Source organism: Clostridium sp. AM43-3BH (genome assembly GCF_003479985.1).
GTDB lineage: Bacteria > Bacillota > Clostridia > Lachnospirales > Lachnospiraceae > Otoolea > Otoolea fessa.
In genome coordinates this window covers 427,324-447,966 of sequence record NZ_QUIH01000001.1, presented here as the reverse complement: position 1 = coordinate 447,966, position 20,643 = coordinate 427,324, and the positions used below count along the sequence as shown (strand labels likewise).

The 20,643-nt window shown below is 49.1% G+C and carries 14 protein-coding genes; 11 read left to right on the top strand and 3 right to left on the bottom strand.

Going from position 1 to position 20,643, the window contains the following annotated elements:
• Window positions 1-236 precede the first annotated feature (236 nt).
• The 4 genes from DW931_RS01985 (at window position 237) to codY (ending at window position 6,235) form a co-directional block, all read left to right on the top strand.
• Entirely contained in the window at window positions 237-1,880 is a 1,644-nt protein-coding gene (locus DW931_RS01985; RefSeq protein ID WP_118626848.1) for a YifB family Mg chelatase-like AAA ATPase, read from the top strand.
• A 102-nt stretch (window positions 1,881-1,982) separates the two neighbouring features.
• Window positions 1,983-3,215 (top strand): DNA-processing protein DprA, encoded by a 1,233-nt coding sequence (gene dprA / locus DW931_RS01980; RefSeq protein WP_347559415.1) that lies wholly within the window; start codon window positions 1,983-1,985, stop codon window positions 3,213-3,215.
• 9 nt (window positions 3,216-3,224) lie between these two features.
• Window positions 3,225-5,294, top strand: coding sequence for a type I DNA topoisomerase (gene topA / locus DW931_RS01975; RefSeq protein WP_106999929.1), 2,070 nt, complete (start codon window positions 3,225-3,227; stop codon window positions 5,292-5,294).
• Window positions 5,295-5,437: 143 nt separating this feature from the next.
• The gene (gene codY / locus DW931_RS01970) at window positions 5,438-6,235 is read left to right on the top strand and encodes a GTP-sensing pleiotropic transcriptional regulator CodY (RefSeq protein WP_022360247.1); all 798 of its coding nucleotides are present in this window, start codon (window positions 5,438-5,440) and stop codon (window positions 6,233-6,235) included.
• 244 nt (window positions 6,236-6,479) lie between these two features.
• Here the strand turns inward: codY and purF are convergent, their stop codons facing one another.
• Window positions 6,480-7,904: an amidophosphoribosyltransferase gene (gene purF / locus DW931_RS01965; protein ID WP_118626847.1), complete on the bottom strand. Its 1,425-nt coding sequence runs from the start codon at window positions 7,902-7,904 to the stop codon at window positions 6,480-6,482.
• A gap of 174 nt (window positions 7,905-8,078) precedes the next feature.
• Entirely contained in the window at window positions 8,079-10,178 is a 2,100-nt protein-coding gene (locus tag DW931_RS01960; protein ID WP_118482391.1) for a glutamine synthetase III, read from the bottom strand.
• A gap of 1,017 nt (window positions 10,179-11,195) precedes the next feature.
• Between DW931_RS01960 and aspS the strand changes: the two genes are divergently transcribed.
• The 4 genes from aspS (at window position 11,196) to gatB (ending at window position 15,851) form a co-directional block, all read left to right on the top strand.
• Complete coding sequence (gene aspS, locus DW931_RS01955) at window positions 11,196-12,527, top strand: aspartate--tRNA(Asn) ligase (protein WP_022360244.1); 1,332 nt, start codon at window positions 11,196-11,198, stop codon at window positions 12,525-12,527.
• Window positions 12,528-12,602: 75 nt separating this feature from the next.
• Window positions 12,603-12,896: an Asp-tRNA(Asn)/Glu-tRNA(Gln) amidotransferase subunit GatC gene (gatC, locus tag DW931_RS01950; protein WP_106999925.1), complete on the top strand. Its 294-nt coding sequence runs from the start codon at window positions 12,603-12,605 to the stop codon at window positions 12,894-12,896.
• A gap of 41 nt (window positions 12,897-12,937) precedes the next feature.
• On the top strand, window positions 12,938-14,413 hold the full coding sequence (gatA, locus tag DW931_RS01945) for an Asp-tRNA(Asn)/Glu-tRNA(Gln) amidotransferase subunit GatA (protein ID WP_118482390.1): 1,476 nt from the start codon (window positions 12,938-12,940) through the stop codon (window positions 14,411-14,413).
• Between the two features lies 1 nt (window position 14,414).
• Window positions 14,415-15,851 carry an Asp-tRNA(Asn)/Glu-tRNA(Gln) amidotransferase subunit GatB gene (gene gatB / locus DW931_RS01940; RefSeq protein ID WP_118626846.1) on the top strand — a complete coding sequence of 479 codons (1,437 nt, stop codon included), beginning with the start codon at window positions 14,415-14,417 and terminating at the stop codon, window positions 15,849-15,851.
• A gap of 170 nt (window positions 15,852-16,021) precedes the next feature.
• On the opposite strand, the gene DW931_RS01935 is transcribed toward gatB, so the two are convergent.
• Window positions 16,022-17,101: a Xaa-Pro peptidase family protein gene (locus tag DW931_RS01935; RefSeq protein ID WP_118482389.1), complete on the bottom strand. Its 1,080-nt coding sequence runs from the start codon at window positions 17,099-17,101 to the stop codon at window positions 16,022-16,024.
• A gap of 212 nt (window positions 17,102-17,313) precedes the next feature.
• Between DW931_RS01935 and DW931_RS01930 the strand changes: the two genes are divergently transcribed.
• The 3 genes from DW931_RS01930 (at window position 17,314) to ffh (ending at window position 20,563) form a co-directional block, all read left to right on the top strand.
• On the top strand, window positions 17,314-18,678 hold the full coding sequence (locus DW931_RS01930) for an MATE family efflux transporter (protein WP_118482388.1): 1,365 nt from the start codon (window positions 17,314-17,316) through the stop codon (window positions 18,676-18,678).
• 160 nt (window positions 18,679-18,838) lie between these two features.
• A complete protein-coding gene (gene ylxM / locus DW931_RS01925) occupies window positions 18,839-19,180 on the top strand; it encodes a YlxM family DNA-binding protein (protein WP_118482387.1) in 342 nt (113 codons plus the stop codon).
• A gap of 15 nt (window positions 19,181-19,195) precedes the next feature.
• Window positions 19,196-20,563, top strand: coding sequence for a signal recognition particle protein (gene ffh, locus DW931_RS01920; RefSeq protein WP_106999920.1), 1,368 nt, complete (start codon window positions 19,196-19,198; stop codon window positions 20,561-20,563).
• The last annotated feature ends 80 nt before the right edge of the window (window positions 20,564-20,643 follow it).

Below are 20,643 nucleotides of genomic sequence, written 5' to 3'. Positions count from 1 at the left end.
TTCATGATTCAAATCTATTTATTTTAATTTCAAATCAAATTCAAGTAGAATCTCTTTTATCTCAGTTGAGAAGACCCTACCTCTTTTGGGTGATATCAATTTCAGAGAAGATAAGATTGTTATAATATATTTTTAATTCTAAAAATTCAAAATATCATTAAAAGTATCCAAATTTTAAGCCTGTATGATATGAAAAATACAAGGCAAGGTAAAAAATCAATAATAGGGGGAAATATATGTTCAGTAAAATAAACAGTTTCAGCACCCGCGGCATCGATGGCTACCGGATCACGGTGGAAGTTGATGTGAGCAACGGATTGCCGAGTTTTGTCATGGTGGGCTACCTGGCGGAGGAGGTGCGGGAGGCGCAGGAGCGCGTTCGGACCGCACTTCGGAATGCGGGGTTTTGTCTGCCGCCGAAGCGGATCACGGTCAATTTATCGCCAGCCGGGGTGCGGAAAGAGGGAACGGGGTGTGATCTGGCGATCGCGGCAGGAATTTTGAGGTGCTTGTGGGAACAGGGTGAAAAGGCAAAAATAAGAAAGATGGATGAAACCTGCCCGGAAATGGATGGGATGGAAGATGAGGAGAACAATTCTGCACCGGATTGGGACCAATGGGCGTTTATCGGTGAACTGGGTTTGGACGGCAGCATCAAGCCGTTGACCGGTGTTCTCTCGATGGTCTATGAAGCGCGCCGCTGCGGAATGAAACGGGTTTTTCTATCCGAAGAGAATGTACAGGAGGGACGGGCTGTGGATGGGATCGAGATCGTCGGAGTCCGGGATGTGAAAGCGCTGACGGCTTGCCTGCAGCATCCGGAACAGATTCACGGACAATGGTTCACACCAGATCTGTTTCAGGCGGGACAGGAAGAATTTGACGTCGATTTTGATGAGATCGTCGGACTTCCGCTGGTGCGGCAGGCAACCGAGGCGGCAGCAGCGGGGCGTCACAACATTCTCTATATCGGGCCGGCTGGAACGGGAAAAACGATGGCAGCTCGGCGTATTCCGACAATTTTGCCGCCGCTTACGCTGGAGGAAAGCATTGAAGTTTCGAAGATATACAGTATCTGCGGTCTCCTGAAGCCAGACACACCGCTGGTTTTGCAGCGTCCGTTCCGCAGCCCGCATCACAGCACGACCGCCCAGGCGATGGCAGGCGGAGGACGAAATCCGAAGCCCGGGGAGATCTCACTCGCCAGTTATGGAACCCTTTTTTTAGATGAGTTAACGGAGTTTCAGCCGAAAATCTTGGATCTGCTGCGTCAGCCGATGGAGGAAGGAAGCATCACGGTTTCCCGTCTCAACCAGACGGTTGTATTTCCGGCAAAAACGATGATTGCGGCGGCGATGAATCCCTGCAAATGCGGTTTTTTCCCAGATTTGGGAAAATGCCGTTGTACTCCAACCCAGATCCGCCGGTATCTGAACCGCGTTTCGGGACCATTTTTAGATCGAATCGATATTGGGGTGGAAGTACCGCGGCAGGATTTGGGGATGATGGCTGCAGAGAAGAGTATAGATGAGGGGAGTTTTCCACAGACAGAGCAGAGGAATTCCTCCGCTGTCATGCGCGCCCGCGTCATGGAGGCGCGCGCTCGACAGGAAAAGAGGTTTGCAGACGAATCGATCTCCTACAATAGCCAGATGACCCGCCGCCAGATCGAAGAGTATTGCCGTCTATCCGGGGAAGAGGCGGTATTTCTGGAAAAGGTCGAACGGCAGCAGGGAATCAGTGCCAGGGGACACGGAAAGATTTTAAAAGTAGCGCGCACACTTGCCGATCTGGATGGACAGGCGGAGATCGGGCGGACGCAGTTAGCGGAGGCGATAGGATTCCGGAGTTTTGAAAAAAAATATTGGGGGAGTCTCTGAAAAGAAGCATGTCTAAAAGATTGAAAGAATAAAAAGTTTAACAAGGGTTGTAATTGTTATAAGGTAAAAGGCAGCCGATCTGACATATATAGGGGGAAAGATATGGAAATAGGAAAAGAAGAGAGCAATGTACAGAATGCTCAGCTTTCTATGCAGGAACTATATGGAAAAACACAGGAACCGCCGCATAAAAAAGTGCCTCTGACAGAAAATATGCAGTATTCCGACCGTGAGCGCATCCATGCCTACTGGCTATCGCGAGTGGATGGAATCGGCGCGGTGACGGCGGCTAAATTATATGAATCGTGCGGCAGTTTTGAGGGAATCTATGAGCGGGTTTTATATAATAGGAAGAAACTGGATCCGTTTATATGTTCCTTTCTCGGAAAGGCTGTGAAAAAGGGGCTGGAGGAAGCGGTTCTGCTCTTCAAACAGCGCGTGGAAGAATACGATAGGCTGGAGGAGCAGGGGGTACGTTTCATTCTGTGCGGTGAGGCGGCATATCCGAAGCGCCTGATGCATATCTATGATAAACCGATGTGGCTGTTTGTGCGTGGAATGCTTCCAGAAGATGCGAAACCATCCGCGGCAGTCATCGGGGCGCGCAGCTGTACGCCGTATGGACGACAGGAGGCAGAGTATTTCGGTCGGATTCTGGCAGAAAACGGCGTGCAGGTAGTGAGCGGCATGGCGCTGGGGATCGATCAGGCGGGGCATAAGGGCGCGATGGATGGCGGCGGACTGACGTATGCCGTGATGGGCTGTGGGATTGACACCTGTTATCCGCCATCCGGCATCCGACTGCATGCGCGCATCCGTGAACAAGGCGGCATATTGTCAGAATATGGACCGGGTGTACCGCCGACGGCATCCCATTTTCCAATCCGGAACCGGATCATCAGCGGACTTTCCGACCTGGTGCTGGTCGTGGAAGCACGAAAAAGAAGCGGCTCCCTGATTACGGCGGATCTGGCGCTGGAGCAGGGAAAAGAGGTATTTGCGCTGCCGGGACGGCGCATTGATCCGCTCAGTGAGGGCTGCAACCGGCTGATTGCGCAGGGAGCGGGGATCGTGACGAAACCGGAGGATGTGTTGGATTTCTTCCATATAAAATGTAAAAATTCTTGTAAAAAAACAATAAAATCAGTAAATGCACTTGCCAAGTCGGAAAAAATGGTGTATAGTTGCCTAGATTCACAACCGAAACATCTGGAAGCGGTCATGAAAAGCTGTGGGTTGACAGCAGGGGAATGCATGACTGCGCTTTTAAATCTGGAAATGCAGGGAGTGATCCTGCAGCCAATGAATCAATATTACGTTAGGAAGATTGTATAGAGGTCTGTTATGGCAAAAAATCTGGTTATTGTAGAGTCTCCGGCGAAAGTCAAGACAATTAAAAAATTTTTGGGTTCCAACTATGAGGTGGACGCCTCCGGCGGTCATGTGCGCGACCTCCCTAAGAGTACGCTGGGAGTGGACGTAGAGCATGGATATGAGCCGAAGTATATCACCATCCGGGGAAAGGGCGATGTGTTGGCGCGTCTGCGGAAAGAGGTTAAAAAAGCAGATAAGATTTATCTCGCAACTGACCCGGACCGCGAGGGAGAGGCGATCTCCTGGCACCTGATGAAAGCATTAAAGCTGGATGAACAGAAAGATAAAAAGGTTTACCGTATCAGTTTCAATGAGATTACAAAAAACGCCGTCAAGGCATCTTTAAAAGAGCCGCGTGCCATCGATGAAAATCTGGTGGATGCACAGCAGGCGAGACGTATGCTCGACCGTATGGTGGGTTACCTCATCAGCCCGCTTCTCTGGGCGAAGGTCAAGAGAGGACTCAGCGCCGGTCGTGTGCAGTCGGTCGCGCTGCGTATGATCTGTGACCGTGAGGAAGAGATCAATGCGTTTATACCGGAAGAATACTGGACGCTGGATGCACAGCTCCACGTACATGGCTCCAGAAAGAAGCTGACCGCCCATTATTACGGCGATAAGGACGGCAGGAAGGCAATTCACAGCAAAGAGGAAGTGGAGGCGCTTATGAAGCGTCTGGAGGGCTGTGAGTACGAAGTGCGCGATGTGAAGCTGGGCGAGCGCGTGAAGAAGGCGCCGATCCCGTTTACGACCAGTACGCTGCAGCAGGAGGCATCCAAGACGCTGAATTTCTCAACGCAGAAGACGATGCGCCTTGCCCAGCAGCTCTATGAGGGCGTGGATATCAAGGGACGCGGCACAATCGGTCTGATCACCTACCTGCGTACCGATTCCACCCGCATCGCGGCAGAGGCAGATGCGGCGGCGAGAAGCTATATCGGCGACCAGTTTGGGGCAAGTTACGTGTCCGAGGCGCCGGCGGCGGCAAAATCAGATGCCAAGATCCAGGACGCACACGAGGCGATCCGTCCGACCGACATTACACTGACGCCGGTACAGGTAAAAGAACAGCTTTCCAGAGACCAGTTCCGTCTGTACCAGCTTATCTGGAAGCGCTTTACGGCGAGCCGGATGCGCCCGGCGGTTTACGAGACAACCTCCGTCAAGGTAGCAGCCGGAGAGGAGCTTTTCACCCTGTCGGCGTCCAAAATCAAATTTGACGGCTTCATGTCCGTCTATTCACAGGACGAGGATAAGGAGACCGACGGCGTTCTGAACGAGTCGCTGGAAGCAGGCATGAAGCTGGATTTAAACCAGTTAGAACCGGCACAGCATTTTACACAGCCACCGGCACATTATACAGAGGCGTCGCTCGTCAAGGCGCTGGAAGAGCAGGGCATCGGACGGCCAAGTACCTATGCACCGACCATCACGACAATCATCGCGCGCCGTTATGTAGCGAAGGAAAATAAGAACCTCTATGTGACGGAGCTTGGCGAGGTAGTCAACCGGATGATGAAGAAGGCGTTCCCATCCATCGTTGATTTGCAGTTTACGGCAAATATGGAGTACCTGCTCGACAGCATCGGGGACGGCACGATCGGCTGGAAGACTGTTATCGAAAACTTTTATCCGGATCTTGACAAGGCGGTTAAAGAAGCGGAGAAGACGCTTGAGAGCGTCAAGATTGCTGACGAGGTGACGGATGTGATCTGTGACCAGTGCGGGCGCAACATGGTAATTAAGTATGGCCCGCACGGCAAATTCCTTGCCTGCCCGGGATTCCCAGACTGTAAAAACACGAAGCCGTATCTGGAAAAGATCGGCGTGAAGTGCCCGAAATGTGGTGGTGAGATTGTCATCCGTAAATCGAAAAAGGGCAGAAGATATTACGGCTGCGAAAATAACCCGGACTGCGATTTTATGACCTGGCAGAAACCGTCAAAAGAAATGTGTCCGAAATGTGGACATATTATGCTCGAAAAGGGAAATAAGCTTCTTTGTTCTAACGAAGCCTGCGGTTTTGTAAAAAACTCATAAAAACTCTTGAAATAGATATTAATTATTAAAAAAAATGAAAAATACAGAAAAACTCTTGCTATTATACGAAAATCGTGTTACAATTCTTACAGGTTAGGATCGAATTCTAATTTACGATAAAGGCAAAGGAGGTAACTGGTAAAATGAGCGTTCAATTACTGGACAAAACTAGAAAAATTAATAAGTTATTGCACAACAACCATTCTCATAAGGTTGTGTTCAATGACATTTGTGAAGTCCTCAGTGACATACTGGAATCCAATATTCTCGTAATCAGCAAGAAAGGTAAAGTACTCGGAGTTGCGATTCATGAGGGTGTGGATGAGATCGAAGAGTTGATCAAGGATCAGGTCGGCGGTTTTGTTGACCGTATGTTGAATGAACGCCTTTTAAGCGTTTTGTCAACGAAGGAAAATGTCAACCTTGCCACATTGGGATTCGCCGAGGAGAACGTGAAGAAGTATCAGGCGATCATCACGCCTATTGATATATCCGGTGAGAGACTGGGTACTCTGTTCATCTACAAATCAGATGCACAGTACGACATCGACGATATCATCCTGAGTGAGTACGGAACCACTGTTGTCGGACTTGAGATGATGCGTTCTGTCAACGAGGAGAATGCAGAGGAGACAAGAAAGATCCAGATCGTTAAATCAGCGATCAGCACCCTGTCCTTCTCCGAACTGGAAGCAATTACCCACATCTTCGATGAGCTGGAAGGCAACGAGGGCATTCTGGTAGCCAGCAAGATTGCAGACAGAGTCGGCATTACCCGTTCCGTTATCGTCAATGCACTCCGCAAGTTTGAAAGTGCAGGCGTTATTGAGTCCCGTTCGTCCGGTATGAAGGGAACCTACATTAAGGTTCTGAACGATGTTGTATTTGACGAGTTGAAAGCGTTAAAAGCGCAGAACAACCGTCCGTCATCCAATGTATAAAAACATATAAGACATTTTAAACAAAAACAAAAGTTTTGACAAAACGTGAAAAAGTGTGAGGGATAAAAAAGGACTCGGTAAGAGCCCTTTTTTATGTAATAGGAAATTCCTTGGAATTCCCTATTACACAAAAAGGCACTAACGTGCCAATGATGCGCACTCGCGCGAAGCAGAATCATGTCGCAAGCGACCGCGCTCGGCGCGAGAATGTGCCAAGGCACATTCTTTTTCATTTGCGAAATATTTATTCTAATGCATCCTTAATCTCCCCATCCGGCACATCCATCGGATAGTTTCCGGTAAAACATGCCGTACAGAGCGGCAGTCCGCCTGCCATCTCCTCAAGATCTTCAATCGGCATATATCCAAGCGAATCCGCACCGATCTCCCGGCAGATTTCTTCGACGGAATGGCTGCTGGCGATGAGCTGTTTATTGGATGGGACATCGGTACCGAAATAGCAGGGGAAGAGGAATGGCGGAGAGCTGACGCGCACATGGACTTCCTTCGCCCCGGCTTTTTTGAGCATGCGGATCAGGTTTTTCATCGTCGTACCGCGCACGATAGAGTCATCGACGAGGACAATGCGTTTTCCCCTGACAGCCGGTTCCAGAATATTAAGCTTGATACGGACGCTATTTTCGCGTTCTTCCTGGGTCGGTTTGATGAAGGTTCTGCCGACATAGCTATTTTTATGGAAAATAATCTCATATGGAATGCCGGATGCCTTCGCATATCCCATCGCGGCGGTCAGGCCGGAATCCGGTACACCGGCGACGAGGTCGGCATCGGCAGGGAAGGAATGTGCGAGAGCCGCGCCGCCGCGCAGCCTAGCCTCATAGACGCTCACATCATCGATGTGGCTGTCGAGGCGGGCAAAATAGATGTATTCGAAAACGCAGTGCGCCCGTTTTTCCTGCTGCAGGCTTTTATCAGAAAAAACGCCGTCGCGGGTGATGGTCACGATTTCACCCGGTTCGATATCACGGATAAATTCGCCGCCGACCGAGGTGATGGCACAGCTTTCCGATGCCATGATCCAGACATTTCCCTTTTTGCCGAGGCAGAGAGGACGCAGACCAAACGGGTCACGAACACCGATCAGCTTGCGCGGGCTGGAGATAATCAGGGCATAAGCGCCACGTGTTTTTGCCGCGGTCCGTTTGATTGCCTCTTCAGCGGTCGGGGCAGCCAGACGTTCTCTGGCGATGTGGAACGCGATTACCTCTGAATCCATCGTCGTCTGGAAGATTGCGCCGGTTTCTTCAAGCTGGCGGCGCATCTCAAACGCATTTACCAGGTTTCCGTTGTGCGCCAGACAGAGTGTTCCCTTAAAATACTTAAGTACCAGTGGCTGTGTGTTTTCGATGGTAGAAGAACCGGTTGTGGAGTAGCGAACATGACCAACTCCCAGATTGCCGCCGAGGCGTTTTAACGTCTCATCATGAAATACCTCATTGACAAGTCCCAGCCCTTTGTAGCAGTTGACAACGCCCTTTGGGCCGTTCGTGTCACAGACTGCGATGCCGCATGACTCCTGACCGCGGTGCTGGAGTGCGCTGAGTCCGTAGTACATATCTCTGGCAACATCGCCGCCCTCCAGGTCAAACATTCCAAATACGCCGCATTCCTCACGAAGCCCGGTTTCGTATGTGAGTGACTCCCTCATGATATAAACCTCCTTTGTATTCAAGATACCTGAATGATAAGAAAATAACAGGGATAAGAACCCAAAATTGACTGCAAAATATCAGTATAAAAGACAATATACCAATATTTTGCAGCCAAATCATAACACATTTTTCTCGATTTTTCAATCAAGTCATAATATTGACATGTCAGATTATACGGAGAACAGCAGTTCATCGTAAGTCGGATACGGCAGGAAGGAATCTGGAATCAGGGCTTCTGCGGTATCAACGCTGCTTCTCAAGTCATCCATCTTGGCAAGAATCGTATAGTGGAAATATGCAACCTTCTCGATATTATCTTCCATGGATTCTGCCGCTTTTTCAGCCTCTGCCAGTGCTTCGGTTTTCTCGGAAATCTCGGTGTAGAGACTGGACAGCTTCTCAAGCAGTTTGCTCTCGGCGCTGATCGGTGCGTCCGGCAGGATTGCCTTTGTCTTTGCGGCGGTTTCAGCCAGCTCCTTGCAGTAGGAGAGGACGGACGGCAGGAAGGTCTTCTTCATCATCGAAAGCATCGTCTTTGCCTCGATGTTGATGGTCTTGATGTAGTTCTCTTCCTTGATTTCGTAGCGGGAGAAGAGTTCCTCCTTGGTGTAGATGCCGTGTTTCAGGAACAGTTCTACGTTTTTCTCAGCAATCAGGCGCGGAAATGCCTCTGCGCAGCTCGGCAGGTCGAAGAGTCCGCGTTTGTGAGCTTCCTCTACCCATTCGCTGGTGTAACCGTTGCCGTTGAATACGATGTGGCGGTGATCACGCAGCACTTCCTTTAAGAGCAGATGGATTTCTGCCTCCAGAGCCTTGCCTGAAAGACCTTCCAGACGGTCTGCAAATTCGCCTAAAACTTCAGCTACGGCTGTATTGATGACAATGTTCGGTTCCGATACAGAGAGAGCGGAACCTGGCATACGGAACTCGAATTTATTGCCGGTAAAGGCAAACGGAGAAGTGCGGTTGCGGTCGGTCGTATCTTTGATAAAGTGTGGCAGAACCTTTGCGCCCGGCTTCATCGTCTGGATTTCTTTTGCCTCAGACTCCAGATCTTTTTCCACAATATTGAGAACTGCTTCCAGATCATCGCCGATAAACATAGACACGATAGCTGGCGGCGCCTCGTTGCCGCCCAGACGGTGGTCATTTCCGGCAGTTGCAACTGATACGCGGAGCAGATCGCCGTAGACATCGACTGCCTTGATCGTTGCGAACAGGAAGAGAAGGAACTGTAAGTTCTTTGCCGGATCGCGATCCGGATCAAGAAGGTTTTCGCCGGTGTTGGTCGATAAAGACCAGTTGTTGTGTTTACCGCTTCCGTTGATGCCCTCAAATGGTTTCTCATGGAGCAGGCACACAAGGCCATGTTTCTCTGCCACACGTTTCATGATTTCCATAGTGAGCTGGTTGTTGTCAACTGCCACATTGGTAGTCGTGTAGATGGTGGCAAGTTCATGCTGCGCCGGAGCTACCTCGTTGTGTTTGGTTTTTGCCGGAATACCGAGCTTCCAGAGCTCTTCATCCAGTTCTTTCATGAAAGCGGAAACTCTCGGACGGAGAGCGCCGAAATAGTGGTCATCCATTTCCTGACCTTTCGGAGCTGGTGCGCCAAACAGAGTTCTTCCGCAGAACTTCAAATCGCTTCTCTTATTAAACAGTTCTTTATCAACCAGGAAATACTCCTGTTCCGGACCAACGGTGGAGACAACGCGGGTCACATCTTCATTTCCGAAGAGTTTCAGGACACGCAGCGCCTCGCGGTTGATGGTTTCCATCGAACGCAGAAGAGGGGTTTTGGTATCAAGTGCCTCGCCGCTGTAGGAACAGAATGCGGTCGGGATGCAGAGTGTATCGTCTTTAATAAATGCCGGGGAGGTTGGATCCCAGGCTGTATAACCTCTTGCCTCAAAGGTGGCACGAAGTCCGCCGGATGGGAAACTGGATGCATCCGGTTCGCCCTTTACCAGCTCTTTGCCGGAGAAATCCATGATAACTTCGCCATTGCCAACCGGGTTGATGAAACTGTCGTGCTTCTCAGCAGTGATGCCGGTCATCGGCTGGAACCAGTGTGTGAAGTGAGTTGCACCATTTTCAACTGCCCATTCCTTCATTGCAACTGCGACTGCATTTGCAATATCGAGATCCAGATGGCTGCCATTTTCAATCGTTTTGCGGAGTGCCTTATAAACATCTCGCGGCAATTTGCTTTTCATGACTTTGTCGTTGAATACAAGACTTCCATACAGTTCAGGGATGTTTTTTTTCATAACTCATGTCTCCTTTCAGGTTTTATGTCTGCGATTTTGTGATGATTAAATCCACGTAAGATGAATGTGCTCTGACACATTCTCACGCCGGGCGCGGTCGCTTGCGACAGCTTACATCTTCGCGCGAGTGCGTATCATTGGCACGTTAGTGCCTTTTGGTGTAATAAGGAATTCCAAGGAATTTCCTATTACATAAAAGCAAGGGCACCTCGATCATCTCGAAGCGCCCTTGCTTTTATGTGTAGTAGTATACACGAAAAATTCTGAATGTCAATACAATTTGCACACGAATTTTGAAAAAATGTTTCAAGGGAGGATATTGTACAAGATTTCTTCTATTTAAGTCGAACATCTGTGAGACTTGGCGCGTGATACTGGTCAGCGAAGCTGACATATTCCATACAGAATTACTGCGTGAAAAAAAATCAAAAAACCTCTTTACAAACTCAGAAAAATAGTTTATAGTTTGAACATAAAAAATTGAATCCAACGGGGTGGGCAAGGATGCCATGATAATCATGGTATTCGTGCCCACTTTTTTAAAAGGCAAAGATGGAGACTCTGTTTCGAAGAATCCGACAGAAAGACGCGGTCACCGGCTGAGAGCCGTGTCAGGAGGGAGCGGAACAATAGGGAACACTCCGGAGCCGGATGACTGAGAGCGACACTGGACACCCCGCCAGCCGCCGCAGGTAGGTCATCACGTGACTGCGCGTTAAGCAGCGAAAGAGTAAAAAGAAAAACAATCGTTTCTTTTTAAATGCGGGTGGTACCGCGGGAATATCCCGTCCCGGAATGATGTGAGTGAACGTCATTCCGGGACTTTTTGTGTAATAGGAAATTCCTTGGAATCCCCTATTACACAAAAAGGCACTAACGTGCCAATGATGTGTACTCGCGCGAAGATGTAGTTTGTCGCAAGCGACCGCGCTCGGCGCGAGAATGTGCCAAGGCACATTCTTTTTCATTATTCCCGTCCCGGACATATCAAAAAGCAGAGAAAGAGAGGAAACAGCGATGGAATTTATGACAGGTAAAAAGGAAAAAGAAGTGCTGGATCTGGCAGCCGTGTTTGCAGACGGTATGGAAGGACGGGAAGTAAAGGTAAACGGCGCGATCATGAGTGTCCGCAACATGGGCGATATCGCATTTGTGATTCTCCGGAAACGTGACGGCGTGCTGCAGACTGTCTATGAAAAAGGTGTGACCGACGCGGATTTTGCTGAATTAAGAGAAGAAACATTCGTAGAAGTTTCCGGTGTCCTCCGAAAAGAAGAGCGGGCGCCGAGAGGCATGGAACTTCGTTTAAAGAGTGTTCGGATCCTCTCGAAACCGGAAGAACCGATGCCGATTGCCGTATCAAAATGGAAAATGAGTGCATCCCTGGAAGCCAAACTGGATATGCGTTCTCTGACACTCCGAAACCTTCGGGAGCGCGCACGTTTCAGAATCCAGGAAGGAATCGCACGGGCATTCCGGGAGTACCTGCATGGAGAAGGATTTACGGAAATTCATTCCCCGAAGATCGGAGCAAAAGGAGCCGAGGGCGGAGCAAACGTCTTTAAACTCGATTATTTTCACCGCCCGGCGGTGTTAGCGCAGAGTCCGCAGTTTTACAAACAGATGATGGTCGGCGTGTTTGACCGTGTGATGGAGGTTGGTCCGGTGTTCCGTGCGGAGAAGCATAACACGAAACGCCATTTAAACGAATATACCGGACTGGATTTTGAGATGGGATATATCGATGATTTTACCGATATCATGGCGATGGAAACCGGATTTCTTCAGCATATGGTGGAAATTTTAAAGAAGGAATATTCCACGGAGCTGGAAATCCTTAAAGTCAAACTTCCGGAAGTAGAGAAGATTCCGGCAGTGACCTTTACCGAGGCGAAACGCCTTGCCTCCGAAAAATATGGAACCCAGATCAAAAACCCATACGATCTGGAGCCGGAGGAAGAACACCTGATTGGACGCTACTTTAAAGAAGAGTACGGCGCCGATTTCGTGTTTGTCACCCATTATCCATCCAAGAAGCGCCCATTCTATGCGATGGATGACCCGACAGACCCGAAAGTAACACTCAGCTTTGACCTTTTATTCCGTGGACTGGAAGTCACAACCGGCGGACAGCGTATCCACAGCTACACCGAGTTGATGGAGAAGATTGAAAAACGCGGTATGGATACCGAGGGAATGGAACAGTATTTAAGCACCTTCAAACACGGTATGCCGCCTCACGGCGGACTCGGCATCGGTCTGGAACGTATGACGATGCAGCTGCTTGAAGAGGAGAATGTCCGTGAGGTATCGCTCTTCCCGAGAGATATGAGCCGTCTGGTACCGTAACGTGACAGGACGCAATTTCCTATGAAACAAAGAGTTTGTCCATAACACACATTATAATAGGAAGGAACAGAACTTATGGCAGTGAAAATAGACGATGAAATGATTGATTATGTTGGTATTTTAGCAAAGCTTTCCCTTTCCCCGGAGGAAAAGGAGGCAGCGAAAAGCGACATGAGCCGGATGCTTGAGTATATCGATATGCTGAATCAGCTTGATACTTCGGAGGTAGAACCGATGTCGCATGTCTTTGACATTCACAATGTGTTCCGCGAAGATGTCGTGGAAAATGGAGATGAATCAGATGCGATGCTTTCGAATGCACCGGAGCAGAAAGAAAAACAGTACAAGGTGCCTAGGACAGTGGAGTAAAAAGAAGTAGAGATACAGGCAGCAATATGGAGGAAATCAGGATGGGAATTTCAGAATTAACAGCGCTGGAGCTGGGAAAAGAAATTAAAGAAAAACGAATCTCCGTCCGGGAGGCGGTACAGGCATCTCTGGAACGGATTCATAAATATGAAGATACAGTTCATGCTTATGTAACGCTGACCGAGGAGGCAGCACTGGCACAGGCGGATGAGATCCAGAAACAGATTGACGATGGCACCCTGACCGGACCGCTGGCGGGCGTTCCAATGGCGATCAAGGATAATATTTGTACAGAGGGAATTGAGACAACGTGCAGTTCCAAAATTTTAAGGGGATTTGTACCTCCGTACTCAGCGGAAGCAGCGCTGAACCTCAAAAAAGCCGGTACGATCCTGCTTGGCAAGACAAATATGGATGAATTTGCGATGGGAAGTACGACCGAGACATCCTGGTTTGGACCGACGAAAAACCCGTGGAATACAGAGCATGTACCGGGCGGATCTTCCGGTGGCTCGTGTGCGGCTGTCGCAGCGGGAGAGACCTTTTTTGCTCTTGGTTCAGATACGGGCGGTTCCATCCGCCAGCCAAGTTCCTTCTGCGGCGTGACCGGCATCAAACCGACCTATGGAACGGTTTCCCGGTATGGTCTGATCGCCTATGGTTCCTCGCTGGATCAGATTGGACCGATTGCGAAAGATACCGCAGACTGCACGGCAATTCTGGAAACGATCGCTTCCTATGATAAAAAGGACAGCACCTCTGTCAAGCGAGAGGCGTACAATTTTACCGCTGCCCTGACCGGAGAGGTAAAAGGGATGAAGATTGGAATCCCGTCCGATTATCTGGGCGAAGGACTCGATGAAGATGTAAAAAAAGCTGTTCTGGCGGCAGCTGATGCGTTAAAAGAACGCGGGGCAGAAGTAGAGTTTTTTGATTTAGGCATGGTTGAGTATGCGATTCCAGCATATTACGTCATTGCATCGGCGGAGGCAAGCTCCAACCTGTCCCGGTTTGACGGTGTGAAGTACGGTTACCGCACACCGGAATATGAAGATTTACATGAAATGTATAAAAAGAGCCGTTCCGAGGGCTTTGGACCAGAGGTAAAACGCCGTATCATGCTTGGTTCGTTCGTTTTGAGTTCCGGCTACTACGATGCATATTATCTGAAAGCACTCCGCACAAAAGCATTGATTAAACAGGCATTTGACAAGGCGTTTGAGAAATACGATGTCATTCTGGGACCGGCAGCGCCGTCCACGGCACCGCTGCTGGGCGACAGCCTTTCCGATCCGATGAAGATGTATCTGGGCGATATTTATACTGTTTCGGTCAACCTGGCAGGTCTTCCGGGCATTTCAGTTCCGTGCGGGCTGGATTCGAAGGGACTTCCGATCGGGCTTCAGATGATTGCAGACTGCTTTCAGGAAAAGAAGCTGTTTGGCGCGGCATCTGCATACGAAAAGGCGAGAGGTGCATGGAAGCTTCCGGTTATGACAGACAAGGAGGGCAGATAAGATGAAGAAAGAATATGAGACAGTCATCGGCTTGGAGGTACACGTAGAGCTGGCGACGAAAACCAAGATTTTCTGCGGCTGCTCCACCGAATTTGGAGCAAAACCAAATACTCATACCTGCCCGGTTTGTACCGGTATGCCGGGTTCTCTGCCGGTTTTAAATAAGAAGGTCGTTGAATACGCGATGTCTGTCGGTCTGGCGGCAAACTGTGGTATCAACCAGTTCTGTAAATTTGACCGGAAAAACTATTTTTACCCGGACAACCCGCAGAACTACCAGATTTCCCAGCTGTATCTCCCGATCTGCCACGACGGATATATCCCGATCGATACGCCTGTCGGTGAAAAGAAAATTCGTATTCATGAAATTCACATGGAGGAAGATGCCGGAAAGCTGATCCACGACGAGTGGGAAGACTGCTCGCTGGTTGATTACAACCGAAGCGGCGTGCCGCTGATCGAGATCGTTTCTGAGCCGGATATGCGGAGTGCTGATGAGGTTATTGCCTACCTCGAACGCCTGCGCCTGCTGGTACAGTATCTGGGCGCATCCGATTGTAAGTTACAGGAAGGTTCGATGCGTGCCGATGTCAACTTATCGGTCCGTGAGGTGGGAAGTGAAACATTTGGTACGAGAACTGAGATGAAGAACTTGAACTCTTTCAAGGCGATTGCCCGTGCGATCGACGGAGAGCGCGCCCGCCAGATTGAGCTGCTGGAAGAGGGCAGGAAGGTCATCCAGGAGACGAGACGCTGGGATGACAACAAGGAATACTCCTATGCGATGCGTTCTAAAGAGGATGCGAAAGATTACCGTTATTTCCCGGATCCGGATCTTCCGCCGGTCTGCATCAGCGATGAATGGCTGGAATCCGTCCGCGCCGCCCTGCCGGAATTGCAGCCGGAAAAAATGGCACGTTACCAGAGTGAATATGGTCTGTCTGAATATGACAGCCGCATTCTGACTGAGTCTAAGAAGATGGCGGATATGTTTGAAAAGACCACTACCATCTGCCAGAAACCGAAGAAAGCGGCAAACTGGCTGATCGGCGAGGCAAGCCGCCTGCTCAAGGAAAAAGGACAGGACGCTGAAAGCCTGTGGTTCTCCCCGATGCATCTGGCACAGCTCATCGATCTGGTCGATGCCGGAACGATCAATAACAACACGGCAAAAGAAGTATTTACAGCTATTTTCGAGCAAGATGTCGATCCGTCCGCCTATGTCGAAGCACACGGACTTGGCATGGTCAATGACGACAGTGCCTTGGAACAGGCAGTTTCCGATGTGCTCGCCGCAAACCCGAAGACGGTGGAAGAGTATAAGAGTGGAAAGACAAAGGTACTTGGATTTCTGGTTGGTCAGGTGATGAAAGCGATGAAGGGCAAGGCAAATCCGGGTAAAGTGAATGAAATGATGACGGAGAAGCTGAACGCGTAAAAACGCCTTTTTATAAATGAAAATTATAATTAGCTTTTAAAGAAAACTAAAAAGAAACTGTCTACAGATGCTGGCTTTCTGGATGATTCGTGATTTGTAATCGGAATTACCAGAAATACCATCTGTAACAGTTTCTTTTTTATAATCGTGTTATAAATGATGCGATGTGATTACTCTAAAATATCCAGCTCCTTGCTGAAGGAGTTTAGAATCTCGCATCCATCCTCAGTAATCAGCACCAGATCCTCGATTCTCACGCCAACTTCGCCTTCTACATAAATACCTGGTTCAATGGAGAAGATATTGCCAACCTCAGCGACCTTGGTGTTCGCAGAAGAAACATCGCCGTACTCATGTACTTCTAGACCGATGAAATGTCCCAGCCGATGGGTAAAGTTCGGACCATATCCGGCATCCTCGATGATCTGGCGGGCAGCTTTATCGACTTCGCAGAGCGGAACGCCCGGTTTCAGAATTGCTTCTGCGGCAGCATTTGCGCGGCGGACGGTCTCATAAATAGCGCGGTGCTTCTCAGACGGTACTTTTTTATAGAAGAAAGTACGTGTCATATCGGCACAATAGCCATCCTTCCTGCATCCAACATCAAACAGGACGGTGTCGCCCTCTTTCAGAACCGTGTTGTCCGGACCGTGGTGTCCAAGCGCGCAGTTTGCACCGAAGCCAACCAGTGGTTCAAAGGAATATCCGTCTGCACCGAGACTCTTATAAATATCTAACATCTTGGAAGCGATCTCTTCCTCAGTCACGCCCTCATGGATCAGACCTCGGAACTGTGCCATCGCCTTATCATTGATTGCGGAAACCGCACGCATTTTTTCACGTTCTTCGTCATCCTTGCACGCACGGACCTCATCGATGCAGATGGAGCTGACCTTGTAGGAGGAAGCGCCCGAATGATCGATGACCGGAATCAGGAAACGGGCAGCAAATGTTTTATCAATACCGAGCGGTTTGCCTGGCTCAACACAGTCGCACAGAGGAGTCAGGTAATCGTCTGTATCCGAGAAACGGAATTTCTCTACGCCCAGATCTTCCGGAACGGTAAAGAGGTTATTGATAAAGATCTTATTCTTGCCGGACTGGTTAATGTAAAGTGCCAGCAGACGTTCACCCGGATCAATAAAACGACCCGTCAGATAATAGATCGCATAAGGATCGGAAATAATCATCTGCTCGAGTCCTTCTGTTTCCATTTTCTTTAAAACTTTCTCAAGTCGCTGTGTGTTCATCATGATGTCCTCCTTATAAGTAAAGTGGCTGTAACTGTGAAGATGCCAGACAGTTTACGCCGTAAATTATCTACCCTTATTATAAAACGCGCCGGGAAAAAGTCAACGATTAAAAGAACGCTTGAAAAGCGCATGGAAAGGGGGTAGAATAGTATCAACTGACCAGCCTTTGAAAATGAAAGGACTTTTTTTGGATACGAAAGGAAAAAAACATGGCGAAATCCTATGAAATGGATATGTGCAATGGCCCGATTCTCAGAAAGGTACTTACATACTCCATTCCGTTGATGCTTTCTGGCGTGCTTCAGCTTCTTTTTAATGCGGCGGATGTGATTGTGGTGGGACGTTTTGCAGGCAGCCAGTCTCTGGCAGCAGTCGGCTCGACCAGTTCCCTTATTAATCTTCTCATTAACGTCTTTATCGGTCTGTCGATCGGCGCGAACGTCCTGGTAGCGCGCTATTATGGTGCGAAGAATGACCGTGACATGAGCGAGACAATCCATACGGCGATCACGGTCAGCCTGATGAGCGGGCTGTTTCTGGTCTTTTTGGGTTTGTTTACCTCACGTTTCTGGCTGGAACTGATGGGGACGCCGGACGATGTCATCGATAAATCGACGATCTACATGCGGATTTATTTTGCCGGTATGCCGGCAACGATGGTGTACAATTTCGGAAGTGCAATCCTGCGCGCGATCGGCGATACGAAACGTCCGCTGTATTTCCTGACCGTGGCAGGTGTTATCAATGCGGCACTGAACGTATTCTTTGTTACCCAGCTCCAGATGGATGTAGCGGGTGTCGCGCTGGCAACCGTGATTTCCCAGTGTATTTCCGCATTTCTGGTTATCCGCTGCCTGATGCGTTCAGATGGCGCGATGAAGCTGTCGCTTTCCAAGCTGGGAGTCAACCGTAGAAAACTTCTTCTTATTATAAAGGTAGGTCTTCCGGCTGGTATCCAGGGTGCGATTTTTGCGATCTCCAACGTACTGATTCAGTCGTCCGTCAATTCCTTCGGTTCGATCGCGATGGCAGGCAACACGGCGTCGCAGAATATCGAGGGATTTGTGTATACCTCGATGAATGCGCTGTATCAGACCAATTTAAGCTTTACGAGCCAGAATATCGGAGCGGAGAAATATACGCGGATCAAAAAGATTCTTGCCACCTGCCAAGGCGTCGTTGTGACAGTAGGACTGGTGCTTGGATTTGCAGCATACCTCGGCGGTCCGTGGCTGTTGCAGGTATATTCAGAAGACGCCGACGTTATTTCCTATGGACTGCTCCGGATGTCGATCATCTGTACGACGTATTTCCTGTGCGGCGTGATGGATACGATGGTCGGAAGCATCCGGGGACTTGGGTATTCGATCCTGCCGACGCTTGTCTCTCTGACCGGCGCCTGCGGACTGCGAGTGATTTGGATCTTTACCATATTTGCAGCGCAGCGGTCGCTGGCAATTCTGTATCTGTCGTACCCAATCTCCTGGGCGGTCACAGCGACGGCACATATGATCTGTTTCTGGCGGGCGGCGAAGAAGATGCCGAAGGAAGATGGCCATCCGGTGCGGGGATAGAATTTGAAACGATGTAATGCGATCATTAAGCTGCTTGTTTTTGAAAGAAAACACAGACAGAGCAGCAAAAAAAATAATTCGTTTGATAATCTGATTAGTGTAAAGAAAAAATACTTGACACCAATTAGATTATCGTGTATGATAACACAGGTGATGAGGAATGGAAAAAATTGTTGAACAGGGTCTTTTGTATGATTTCTACGGAGAACTCCTGACAAAGCATCAGCAAAGTGTATATGAGGATGTGGTATTTAACGATCTGTCCCTCAGCGAGATTGCAGACGAACAGGGCATTACCCGTCAGGGTGTGCATGATCTGATCCGGCGCTGTGACCGTACACTTCTTGGTTATGAGGAAAAGCTTGGACTGATTGCCAAATTCCAGAAAACCAAGGAAAAAGTAACTGAGATTCATCGGTTGACGGAAGAATTCAGCCAGACACAGAATCAGGCGCTGATTGAGGCAATCGGGAGAATCTCAAACGAGATATTGGATTTATAATGCAGGAGGTTTTTGATGGCATTTGAAAGCTTGGCAGACAAACTGCAGAATGTGTTTAAAAACCTGACAGGCAAGGGACGACTCAGCGAGAGCGACGTAAAAGCCGGACTCAAAGAAGTCAAGATGGCCCTTCTGGAAGCGGATGTAAGCTTCAAGGTAGTAAAACAGTTTATCAATTCTGTACAGGAGCGGGCAATTGGAACCGATGTTTTAAATGGTCTGAATCCAGGACAGATGGTAATAAAGATTGTCAACGACGAGCTGGTCAAGCTGATGGGCTCCGAAATGACAGAGATTGCGTTAAAACCGGGCAATGAGATTACCGTCATCATGATGGCAGGTCTCCAGGGTGCTGGTAAGACGACCACGACGGCAAAGATTGCCGGAAAGCTCAAGGCAAAGGGAAAAAATCCATTGCTGGTAGCATGTGATGTCTACCGACCGGCGGCAATCGAACAGCTGCAGAAAAATGGTGAAAAACAGGGTGTTCCCGTATTTGCGATGGGAACGAACCACAAACCGGTCAATATCGCAAAGGCAGCGCTTGAGCACGCGGCGAAAAATGGCAACAATGTGGTTATCATCGATACAGCCGGTCGTCTCCACATCGATGAAGCGATGATGGATGAGCTGGTTGAGATCAAAGAGAATGTGGATGTTTATCAGACACTTCTCGTTGTAGATGCCATGACTGGTCAGGATGCAGTCAATGTAGCGAGCATGTTTAACGACAAAATCGGCATTGACGGTGTGGTTCTGACAAAGATGGATGGCGATACGCGAGGCGGTGCGGCTCTTTCTATCAAGGCGGTAACCGGAAAACCGATTCTCTATGTCGGTATGGGCGAGAAACTTTCCGATTTGGAACAGTTTTACCCGGACCGTATGGCTTCCCGGATCTTGGGCATGGGCGATGTTCTTTCCATTATCGACAAAGCATCTGCTGTGATCGACGAGGAGAAGGCAAAAGAACTCGGCCGCAAGATTAAGAAGGCAGAATTTGATTACAACGACTTCCTCGATCAGATGAACCAGATCAAGAAGATGGGCGGCATGGCTAGCATCATGAGCATGATGCCGGGCATGGGACAGCTTAAGGGTCTGGATTTAGATGAAAATGAGAAGACGATGGGGCGCGTAGAGGCGATCATCCTCTCGATGACAGCCGAAGAGCGGCGCAACCCGGATCTGATGAATCCGTCCCGCAAGAAACGAATCGCACAGGGCGCAGGCGTGGATATCGCAGAAGTCAACCGCCTGGTAAAACAGTTCGGAGATATGAAAAAGCTGATGAAACAGCTTCCGGGCATGGCAGGCGGCGGAAAACGCAAGGGTCTTGGCGGACTCGGCGGTATGCTTGGCAAGATGAAGCTGCCGTTTTAAACAAGTGTTAGTAGATGCAGTGTGCATTAGCTATATTTTATAATTCAAGGAAATAAGGAAAATTTCAGGAGGTAATTTAA